Here is an 11,102-nt window from a genome sequence, read left to right as displayed (position 1 = left end):
ACAATTGAGAGACTATTCTTTTCCGTATTAACTACGAATATACAACACTCGGAGAAATAACGGATCATTAATGATGCAAATATACGAGGCACAGAGGTTTTTATAAGTAGATGTTCTTATTAGAAAAAACTCTGTGCCTCTGTGCCTCTGTGTTCCATTATTTATTATACATTTGTACCTTTATAAAAATATTCAATTATATGTCAGACTTATTTTGCAGTTTTATTTCCAAGGATTTAGGAATAAGAGAGAATCAGGTTCGTAATACGCTGGAACTACTTACAGAAGGTGCTACAGTTCCTTTTATCAGCAGATATCGTAAAGAGGTTACCGGTGGACTTGATGAAATACAAATTGGAGATATCCAGGATAAACACAATAAACTTAGTGAAATAGCCAAACGTAAGGTTACAATCCTGTCGACTATCGAAGAACAGGGAAAGCTTACGGATGAATTGAAAAAAAGAATTGATGACACTTGGGATTTAACCGTTCTTGAAGACATCTACCTACCTTATAAGCCCAAAAGAAAAACCCGCGCAGAAGCAGCCCGTCAGAAAGGTCTTGAACCATTGGCTACATTAATAATGTTGCAACGTGAGAATAACTTATTGCTCAAAGCCGAAGCATTTATTAATGATAATGTACCCGATGTAGATGACGCCTTAAAAGGTGCCCGGGATATAATTGCTGAGCAAATTAACGAAAACGAAAGAGCAAGAAATCTCCTCAGAAACCAATTTACCAGAGAGGCTCTTGTTACAGCTAAGTTGGTGAAAGGAAAAGAAGAGGAAGCTATCAAATATAAAGACTATTATGATTTTTCGGAACCGTTGAAACGAATCACTTCGCACCGCATCCTGGCTATCCGACGTGCCGAAAATGAAGGACTCCTGAAAGTCAGCATATCACCCGATGATGAAGAATGCATCGAAAAAATGGAAAGAACATTTGTACGTAGCAACAATGAATGTGCCGAACAAATGGTAGAGGCTGTTAAGGATTCGTACAAAAGACTTCTAAAACCATCCATTGAAACGGAGTTTGCTGCTCTATCTAAAGAGAAAGCTGATGATGAAGCCATCAGGGTTTTTATTGAGAACCTGCGGCAGCTATTATTGGCCCCACCGCTCGGCCAAAAGCGTGTATTGGCTATCGACCCCGGATTCCGTACCGGATGTAAAGTTGTTTGTCTGGATGAACAGGGAACATTATTGCATAATGAAAATATCTATCCACACCCTCCTGTAAACAAGGTTTCCGAAGCTTCTTCAAGGTTACGAAAGATGGTTGAAGCTTATAATATTCAGGCAATAGCCATTGGTAACGGAACGGCAAGCCGGGAAACAGAAACTTTTGTTACGCAACAGCAGTTTGATCGTAAGGTGCAGGTATTTGTGGTAAGCGAACAAGGTGCTTCAATCTATTCTGCTTCAAAAATTGCCCGTGAAGAGTTTCCCGATTACGATGTTACTGTACGCGGTGCTGTTTCAATTGGTCGCCGACTGATGGACCCGCTTGCCGAACTGGTTAAGATTGATCCCAAATCGATAGGGGTAGGTCAATATCAACACGATGTTGATCAAAGTAAGCTTAAAAAGGGACTGGACCAAACTGTTGAGAATTGTGTGAATCTTGTAGGGGTTAATCTTAATACAGCAAGTAGTTACCTGCTTACATATATATCTGGTTTGGGCCCGCAACTTGCATCGAACATTATAAACTATAGAACAGAGAATGGTGCTTTTAAATCAAGAAAGGAACTGATGAAAGTTCCGCGCATGGGTGCCAAGGCTTTTGAACAATGTGCAGGATTCCTCCGTATTCCGGATGCAAAGAATCCACTCGACCGCACAGCTGTGCATCCTGAAAGCTACCACATTGTTGAGCAAATGGCCAAAGATCTGGGTTGTACGGTTGAAGAACTTATCACCAACAAAGAGCTTCGCAGTAAAATAGATATTAATAAATACATAACTCCCACTGTTGGTATTCCAACACTGAAGGATATTATGGAAGAGCTTAATAAACCGGGACGAGACCCACGCCAAGGCATTAAAGTTTTTGAATTTGATAAGAATATCCGTACTATCGATGATTTAAGAGTGGGCATGGTGCTGCCGGGAATTGTAGGTAACATCACCAACTTTGGTGCTTTCGTTGATATAGGTATCAAAGAAAATGGTTTGGTACATCTCTCTCAATTGGCCGACAGGTTTATTTCTGATCCTACCGAAGTGGTGTCGATGCATCAACATGTTATGGTTAGGGTATTAAGCATTGATTTGGAAAGAAAACGTATACAGCTTACGATGAAAGAATAAAGGAGGTAGAGTGAGGTAAAGGAGGTAGAGGAGGTAAAGTAACGATGCCGCATGGCTAACTCTACCTCCTTTACCTCACTCTACCTCCTTTACCTAACTTTACCTAACTTTACTCAATAACCACCACAAGCCCCTCTCCTACTGCTGCCCAATCATAAACAAATTTTGCATGCGAAGAAGCATTTCTCACACACATGTGCGAACGTGGTATGGTTCCAAGGGTTTGACTGTATTCTATAATTTTACCATTGGGATTATTCACCGGAACCCCATGTATATAGCCGCCGTTTGTAAAACGACTGGCCCATGGGGCATAACCGGCAATGGTAGAAGTTCCATCCACCAGGTAATACATTTTATCTTTCTTTTCTTGTATCACAAAAATACCTAAAGGGGTATCGTTTGCATACGGAGGGCGATGCTGTCCGGTGGTTGCTGGATTCATACTCCTCACCATCCATGTATCATCACCACGTTCAAGCGTAGTTATATTTTGATTTTCACGATCAACAAATGCTATTTTCTTAAAGATGATTGTATCAATAACCTGCACATACTTCCGGGGGATCATAAAACTACCAGGCACATGCACTGTTTGAGCACCAATATAGTTACTATCATTACTTAATGTAAGCCGAACCAATTCTCCATCGCGTCCATACCGCACTGGCAATACCGAATCGGTTAACAAGTATAGAGGTATCCCCTGAAAGCGTTCTATACCCAACGAGTCGGCAACATTTTTATATTCATTGCGAATCCAGTTAGCTACCAGGGGCGCTTCTCCGTTTCTGTTTTTCCGGTTTTGAAGAATTCCCCATGGTTGTGGTTCACGCTGGATATTTTCTAATTTAGCCAACACTTCGCGTATTTTATCCCATTGAAATTCACGTACTGTATCTTTATAAGGATAAGTATCTTCTAAAGTATATTGATCATAAGTCAATTCCTTATTAATTTTTATATCAGCAGGAAGTATTTCTTTTATCTCTGGTTTAGAATCTCTGATTACAACAGAATCCTCAGTTAGAACAGGTAACTCTACTTGAGATTTTTTTTCTCCTGAGGTACAGGAGAATAGGAGAATAAGGATTAGAATAAAATAGTTCTGTCTCATTATTATTATGAAGTATTATTAAATGCTCAAATGCTCAATTGTTGTTTTAACAAAATAATAGATGTCGTTGTTTTCAGATTCAAATATAATTAGATTATCTTAAATATTAAGTAAATGTTCATAATTAGTTTATCCTGAAAAGGTTGTTAAGTTCTAATATATTTTAACCGCAGAGTTTCGCAGATTAACGCGGAGTTTTTAATTTCTATGCAGCATTGAATCTTAAACTCTGCGAAACTCTGCGTACTCTGCGGTTAAAAAAGAACTAAACAGTTTGTAAGCAAGGGCTGTAAGCCCGTTCGATTTAGCCCAGGGTTTTAACAGGCAACGCCCAATGTCATCAAGTTAAGAAATCCCGAAGGGATTGAATTTGAATAACCCCCAGTGAAGGGCGAAGCCCGACTGGGGGGATGCGTATCCCTATAACTCACAACGCCGAAGGTGTTGAACCCCCTTCGGGGTTCAGACTGTGTATGTGTTGACTTGCCCCCAGTCGGGCTTCGCCCTTCACTGGGGGTTATTCAAATTGAATCCCAAGGGATTCACCATGCGGATCCCTTAACTTGATGACATTGGCCAACGCCGGCGTTGTCTGGGGCTGAACTAACCTACCACTTCGTGGCGAATGAGATCTTCCGAACATGACTGGGTTAAAACCCTGGGCTAAATCGAACGCACTTTCAGTGCTGTAAATACCACATTCTTAGAACCTCTTCTACAATCTGCATAACCATTAACGAAAAGAGGCTTCGCCTAAAATAAGACGAAGCCTCTTTTTTTCATATTTAAGAATGAAAGAAGTGATTACTTCTTTAACTCCTGAATGCAGCTTTAGAAAGTAACTTGAAGACCAAATGTGATACTAGATGGCGAAAAGTCCAGACCAAAACCATTACCGGCATCTTTTCCTGCAGCAGTCATGTATTGATCTCTGTATCCAAGGAATCCAAATTTGCTAACCAAGCTGAATTTGTCGTTCAATTTAACAGCGATTCCTGGTTTAATACCAATTTCAAATCCTGTTTCAGAATCAGCATCGTTAAGTTTGTACGAAGCAAAGCCAAAACCACCATCCAAGAACAAGCGTACAATACCAGTTTCGTAACACGACAAACGAGCGTATGGTGCTATTGAAAATACATCAATCTCTGAACTAGCTTCCAAATGAGTATATCCTAACTCTGCACCTATAGACCATTTCTGATTCAGGTTATATCCTACTTCGGGAATTATGCTATAAGAAGTTACATCAGCATCATCGTCGTTCCAAAAACCTAAGCTACCACCCACATAAAGCTGGGCATTTACAGTCATTGCTGCACAAACTACAAAAAGTAATAAAATAATTTTCTTCATTTTGTCTTTTTTTTAATGAATAATGTTTAGTTAAAAAACGCTGCGAAAGTATAACAGTTTTTTGATTCAAGCAACTTTTTTTAAATAAATAATTTCCATCAAGCCAACAAATAAAACATTACATTGTCTTATTATTCTATAAATCAAAATGTTACACATAAATAATTTTATTCAAAAAAAAGGTGTATCATCGGTATGACACACCTTTTCTATTATTTATCCTATATAGAATAGAAGGAGTTATCGCTTCGCTAGGAGTTAAAGGAGTTAAAGCTTTAGATGCTCTGAAGTATCTTAGAGCTATAACTCCTAAGGAGCAAAACTCCTGATAACTCCTTTAACTCCTTCCATTCTGAAATATGCTCTTGTTTACGCCTGCTCCAACACCGCTTGTGCCGCAGCCAATCGTGCAATTGGCACACGGAATGGTGAACAACTTACATAGTTCAAACCTACACTGTTGCAGAACTTCACAGAAGAAGGTTCGCCACCATGTTCGCCACAAATACCGCATTTCAGGTCGGGACGTACTGCACGGCCTTTTTCGGTAGCCATACGCACCAATTGTCCTACACCTTTTTGGTCGAGTACCTGGAATGGGTCGAACTTAAGAATCTTCTTCTCAAGGTAAATAGGCAAGAACGAAGCAATATCATCGCGCGAGTAACCAAACGTCATCTGAGTAAGGTCGTTTGTTCCGAACGAGAAGAATTCGGCAGCCGAAGCAATACGATCGGCAGTAAGTGCTGCACGAGGTATTTCAATCATTGTACCTACTTTGAATTCAATAGTGTCGCCAGTCTCTTCGAACAGTTTTGCTGCTGTAGCACGGATTACTTTTTCCTGCTCCAGGAATTCATAAAGAATACCGGTTAGCGGAACCATGATTTCGGGAATAGCAGTGATGCCTTTTTTCTTCAACTCTAATGCTGCACCCAGAATGGCTCTGGTTTGCATTTCAGTGATTTCGGGATATGTATTACCCAAACGTGCACCACGGTGACCAAGCATCGGGTTTTGTTCGTGCAATGCTTCAACACGCTGACGGATTATTTTCACATCAACACCCATAGCATCGGCCATTTCTTGTTGTCCTTTATCATCGTGAGGAACAAACTCGTGCAAAGGAGGATCGAGCAAACGAACTGTTACCGGTAGTCCTGCCATAGCTTCGAAAATACCCATAAAGTCGGCCTTTTGATAAGGTAGAATTTTTTCAAGGGCTACACGACGTCCTTCTGCATTTTCGGCCAGAATCATTTCGCGCATTGCTTTAATCTTTTCACCTTCAAAGAACATGTGTTCTGTACGGCAAAGTCCAATACCACTGGCACCGAATTTACGTGCAACAAGTGCATCGTGTGGAGTATCGGCATTGGTACGAACCACCATGCGGGTATATTTATCAGAAAGGTTCATGATTTCAGTGAAATCGTTATCCAGTTCGGCTTCTTTGGTTGCAATTTGTCCCTGGAATATATCACCGGTCGATCCGTTAAGCGAAATGTAATCGCCTTCTTTCAAAGTAAGTCCGTCAACCTCAATTGTTTTAGTAGCATAGTCTATTCTTAAAGAGCCTGCACCCGACACACAGCATTTACCCATACCACGGGCAACAACAGCTGCGTGCGATGTCATACCTCCGCGGGCAGTAAGAATACCCTCGGCAGCAGCCATACCGGCAAGGTCTTCGGGCGATGTTTCAACACGAACCATGATAACCTTTTTGCCTTTATCAGCCCACTCGGTTGCATCGTCGGCATTGAAAACAATCATTCCTGTTGCTGCACCCGGAGAAGCGGCAAGACCTTTAGCTATAACTTCAGCTTCTTTCAATGCTTCTTTATCGAATACAGGGTGAAGCAATTCATCGAGTTTGTTTGCATCCAAACGAAGCAGTGTTGTTTTTTCATCAATCATTCCCTGACGAAGCATATCCATAGCAATTTTCACCATAGCAGCACCGGTACGCTTTCCGCTACGGGTTTGAAGCATCCAGAGTTTACCTTCCTGAACAGTGAATTCCATATCTTGCATATCGCGGTAGTGATCTTCAAGCTTGGTTTGAATCTTATCGAGTTCCTGATAAATTTCGGGCATGGCTTCTTCCATTGAAGGGAATTTAGTTTTCCGATCTTCCTCGGAAACGCCAGCCAGCTCGGCCCAACGTTGCGAACCCAGTTTGGTTATTTGTTGAGGTGTGCGGATACCGGCAACTACGTCTTCACCTTGTGCGTTAATCAGGTATTCGCCAATAAACTGATCTTCGCCTGTTGCAGCATCGCGACTGAAACATACACCAGTAGCCGAAGTATTACCCATATTACCAAATACCATTGCCTGAACGTTAACGGCTGTACCCCACTCGGCAGGTATACCTTCCATCTTACGATACAAAATGGCGCGTTCGTTCATCCATGAATCGAATACCGAGCAAATGGCACCCCAAAGTTGTTCGTAAGCCGATTCCGGGAAATCTTTTCCGGTTTGCTTTTTAACAGCAGCTTTAAATTTAGAAACAAGTTCTTTTAAATCTTCTACTGATAAATCGGTATCAAGCTCTACGCCTTTGGCTTCTTTTACTTCTTCAATAATTTCTTCGAATGGATCAATATCGTTTTTGTTAACGGGTTTCATTCCCAAAACAACATCACCATACATTTGAACAAACCGACGATAGCTATCCCATGCAAAGCGGGCATTGCCTGTTTTGCGGGTAAGACCCTCTACAACAGCATCGTTCAAACCAAGGTTAAGGATTGTATCCATCATACCGGGCATAGATGCGCGGGCACCCGAGCGTACCGATACTAACAATGGGTTTTCGATATCGCCAAACTTAGAGTTCATTAGTTTTTCGACTCCTGCGATTGCATTCTCAACTTCTGCTTTCAATAATTCAATCACCTGATTCTTTCCTACCTCGTAATATTCATTACAAACATCGGTAGTGATTGTGAATCCCGGAGGAACAGGTACTCCAATAAGATTCATCTCGGCTAAGTTAGCGCCTTTACCTCCTAATAGGTTTTTCATGTCGGCTTTTCCTTCTGCCTGACCATTTCCAAACGTATAAACTCTTTTTTTGTCCATAAAAAGGTTGCTTAAGTTGTTTTTAACTAAAAATCTTGTGGCGCAAATTTAAATATATTTATGATAACTAAGAAACATTTTGATGTAAATTGCTATTTAGAGATTACAAATACAGAGTTATAGCTCATTTCCTTACTTTGAATTCATATAAATCGTTTTTTTTTATTTAAGTTTGCACACCTAATTTACTTTTATTGTGCTACGATTTCTATCACTACATCTGTTATTACTAGTCATTATGCCGCTTTCTGCTATGCAGAGGCAACTCAATATAGATAGCCTGAAAGAGGTTCTTAACGAAAGATTGTACAGCCAGCCCGAACAGGCATTGCCCATTATCGACACACTGATACAGATAGCCGGGGAAACCAACGATGCCAACCTCAGAGGATACATGTATTGCAAGCAGGTGGAATACTACTTCCCGCAGTTCGATAATAGCATGGCCGACAGCCTTGCCCACGAAGGCATTGCCTACACCCGGAAACACCAACCGAATCCTTACCTCAATTACCTGCAACAAACCCTTATTATGCGTTATGCCAACCAGCAACAGTACATGGAGGCACTGGAAACAGCTAAACAAATGCTGGCCGACGCACACCTGCAGAATAACAAACCCAACATTGCCCGGGCCGAAGCGGCATTGGCCAACATATACAAACACCTGGGATTTTATAACGACGCCATTGAGCACATACAGCGCAGCCTCAACACCCTGCGTGCCGAAGAGAACTTCGCATCGCGATCGCTCACCCTCGAAAACTATCAGGAGATGGCTTCGTTGCACCAAAACATCCACCAGTACCGGCAAATGATGGCATACACCGACTCCATGCGAATGGCCATCGACTGCCGGAAGAGTGTACAGGGCGACGAAGGAACCGAATCGATCTACCTATCGTACTACCTGGCAGCCGAAGCTGCTATTGGATTGAAGGACGAACAGCAAGCCGAACAATACATAGCCAAAGCTATTGAACTGTACAATCCTAACTTCCCCCGGACCTTCCGCTTCACCTATTTTATGATGATGATGCACCACGACATCGCCCAACAGAGGTACCAACAAGCTTACGCCTGGAGCGATAGCGTTCTCCACTTTATACAACATTACGAGCTAACTTCCAGTTTGTCCAACGCACTGCGCCAGCAGGCCGACTTACTGGTGCATCTGGGTAAAGCCGACAGTGCCGTACATCGTTATGTGCAAGCTATAGATACTTTCAATGTAAACCGTAACCGCGAGCACGAAACGCAGCTAAACCAACTGCGCACCCTGCACCGCCTGGATCTGGCCGAGATGCAAGTGCAAAAAGAGCAGCTCGCCTTACGCGCCGTTCGGCGTAACTTTGTTGCTATTGTTATAATTGCAATATTGCTGTTGTGCATAGTGTCGGTAGCTGTATTTTACTCGCGCCGCATCCGGCAGAAAAACAAGCACCTGATACAGCGCATACGCGAGCAGGAGCGCTTGGAAGAAACCGTGAGCCAGCTAGCCGAAAAAACAGGCAGTACCCAACCGGAAGAGAATGTTCAAGAATCTATCTTTGTACATCTTGCCACTGTAATGAGGGAGCAGCAACTATACACCAACCCCCAGATAACCCGCGATCAAATAGCCGAAGCCATCGGCACCAACCGCACATACCTTACCGAAGCCATTAAAGATGCTACCGGATACAGTTTCAACGAATACCTTACCCGCCTGCGCCTGAGCCACGCCCGAACCCTTATTGATCAAACAGGGGCAACAATGGACATCAACACAATTGTAGTGGAATCGGGATTCAACTCGCGTTCTACCTTCTTCCGCCAGTTCAAAGATAAGTACGATATGACACCGGAGGAGTATAGGAGGTTGTCTTGAATTGAAAAGGAGGAGGTAAAGTGAGGTAGGTAGAGTGAGGTAAAGTAGTTGAGAGTTATGATAAATATTTTCATTCAGTTGGCTGATAGTTGATTTTTTATGTACATTTGTAAATCAAGTATTTAATTGAATATGATAACGAATATACAAATACAAGATTTTAAATCTATCACAGATTTATCTTTAGACTTAGGAAGAGTTAATGTTTTCATAGGAGCTAACGGCTCCGGAAAATCAAATATACTGGAAGCTATTGCGATGGCTGCTTCTGTAAGATCAACGCAGATAGAAGTTAAAGAACTTATTTCAAAGGGAGTGAGAGTAGCCAAACCCTATTTAATGCAGAGTTCATTTCCCGAGCATAAAACAGCGAATAAAATCAAACTACAAATGGCTTTTAAGGAAGGCCATTTATCGTACCCTATAACTAACGAAAATCCGGATGATATTTATTCTCCTTGGAATTGTTACATTAAAACAAGTGGAAGAGATGAAGTATCTCACGAAGAGGTCGATAGAATAGTATGCAACAATAGAAACTATGTTTCACAGTTTCTTATTTATAGCACTTCTATTACAGCATTACGTGGACTATCTAACGAGAGTTATCAATATCCATTGGGTATTTATGGCGAAGGGCTTGATGTTTTACTTAACAACCTACCCGCCGAAGAAATAGAGCAAATAAAAGCTGTAGCTAAAAAGTGCATTTCTTGGATTGATGATATTTTCTTTGATCCGGAAGAAAGATACAAAATACATGGTTATAAGTTAGGTAGGAGTATTTCTAACCTCTACTTCATTGATAAATACATGGAGCAAAGAAACAATATATTCTCTGCTGAGAATGCAAACGAAGGTGCCTTAGAGCTTCTTTTTTATTTAACTCTTTTTGTTGCCCAAAAAACCCCTCCTTTTTTTGCTATAGATAATATCGAGACAGGTTTAAATCCACGATTATGCCGTTTCCTTATAAAAAACATATCTGAACTAGCTGTCAGAAATCAGAAACAAGCAATTATCACCACCCACAATCCGGCAACGCTGGATGGACTTAATTTGTACGACGATGATCAACGTTTATTTGTTGTTGCTCGTAACGATGAAGGACATACCGTTGCCAAACGAATTAAAATGAAGCCGGCATCAAATGGTTCGGATAAGCCAATGCTGTCAGAATTGTGGATGAAAGGTTTTCTAGGTGGTCTACCTGATAATTTCTAAATCGTATGAGAGTAGGAATTATTGCGTACCTTTGGCACGCTTGTACATAGGCGCATCATTAACCCGAAGCTAAAGCAACGGGCTACGTGCGCCCCGCATGAGCAGCGCGCACTTGCGT

At 41.6% G+C, this 11,102-nt stretch carries 6 protein-coding genes; 3 read left to right on the top strand and 3 right to left on the bottom strand.

The genetic code is table 11. From position 1 onward, the window contains the following. Positions 1–200 precede the first annotated feature (200 nt). Positions 201–2,324: a Tex family protein gene (locus tag D0T85_RS21760; RefSeq protein ID WP_163215629.1), complete on the top strand. Its 2,124-nt coding sequence runs from the start codon at positions 201–203 to the stop codon at positions 2,322–2,324. Between the two features lie 109 nt (positions 2,325–2,433). Here D0T85_RS21760 and D0T85_RS21755 read toward each other — a convergent pair whose 3' ends face one another. The 3 genes from D0T85_RS21755 to ppdK form a co-directional block, all read right to left on the bottom strand. Next, positions 2,434–3,441: a L,D-transpeptidase gene (locus D0T85_RS21755; protein WP_163215628.1), complete on the bottom strand. Its 1,008-nt coding sequence runs from the start codon at positions 3,439–3,441 to the stop codon at positions 2,434–2,436. A gap of 831 nt (positions 3,442–4,272) precedes the next feature. Further along, positions 4,273–4,797 (bottom strand): outer membrane beta-barrel protein, encoded by a 525-nt coding sequence (locus D0T85_RS21750; RefSeq protein ID WP_163215627.1) that lies wholly within the window; start codon positions 4,795–4,797, stop codon positions 4,273–4,275. Between the two features lie 369 nt (positions 4,798–5,166). Beyond that, the gene (ppdK, locus tag D0T85_RS21745) at positions 5,167–7,890 is read right to left on the bottom strand and encodes a pyruvate, phosphate dikinase (RefSeq protein ID WP_163215626.1); all 2,724 of its coding nucleotides are present in this window, start codon (positions 7,888–7,890) and stop codon (positions 5,167–5,169) included. A 253-nt stretch (positions 7,891–8,143) separates the two neighbouring features. On the opposite strand from ppdK, the gene D0T85_RS21740 reads away from it, so the two are divergent. After that, complete coding sequence (locus tag D0T85_RS21740) at positions 8,144–9,760, top strand: response regulator transcription factor (protein ID WP_163215625.1); 1,617 nt, start codon at positions 8,144–8,146, stop codon at positions 9,758–9,760. 132 nt (positions 9,761–9,892) lie between these two features. Then, positions 9,893–10,984 carry an AAA family ATPase gene (locus D0T85_RS21735; RefSeq protein ID WP_163215624.1) on the top strand — a complete coding sequence of 364 codons (1,092 nt, stop codon included), beginning with the start codon at positions 9,893–9,895 and terminating at the stop codon, positions 10,982–10,984. Positions 10,985–11,102 lie beyond the last annotated feature (118 nt).

The sequence above is a fragment of the Bacteroides sp. 519 genome (genome assembly GCF_010500955.1).
In the GTDB taxonomy this organism is placed as follows: Bacteria; Bacteroidota; Bacteroidia; order Bacteroidales; family Bacteroidaceae; genus Bacteroides.
This window is presented reverse-complemented; position numbering and strand designations above follow the sequence as displayed.

What these genes read in the sequence shown, in the direction of transcription:
- D0T85_RS21760 (WP_163215629.1), top strand. Translation starts at nt 201, where the DNA reads ATGTCAGACTTATTTTGCAGTTTTATTTCCAAGGATTTAGGAATAAGA.
- D0T85_RS21735 (WP_163215624.1), top strand. Translation starts at nt 9,893, where the DNA reads ATGATAACGAATATACAAATACAAGATTTTAAATCTATCACAGATTTA.
- D0T85_RS21750 (WP_163215627.1), bottom strand. Translation starts at nt 4,797, where the DNA reads ATGAAGAAAATTATTTTATTACTTTTTGTAGTTTGTGCAGCAATGACT.
- ppdK (WP_163215626.1), bottom strand. Translation starts at nt 7,890, where the DNA reads ATGGACAAAAAAAGAGTTTATACGTTTGGAAATGGTCAGGCAGAAGGA.
- D0T85_RS21740 (WP_163215625.1), top strand. Translation starts at nt 8,144, where the DNA reads ATGCAGAGGCAACTCAATATAGATAGCCTGAAAGAGGTTCTTAACGAA.
- D0T85_RS21755 (WP_163215628.1), bottom strand. Translation starts at nt 3,441, where the DNA reads ATGAGACAGAACTATTTTATTCTAATCCTTATTCTCCTATTCTCCTGT.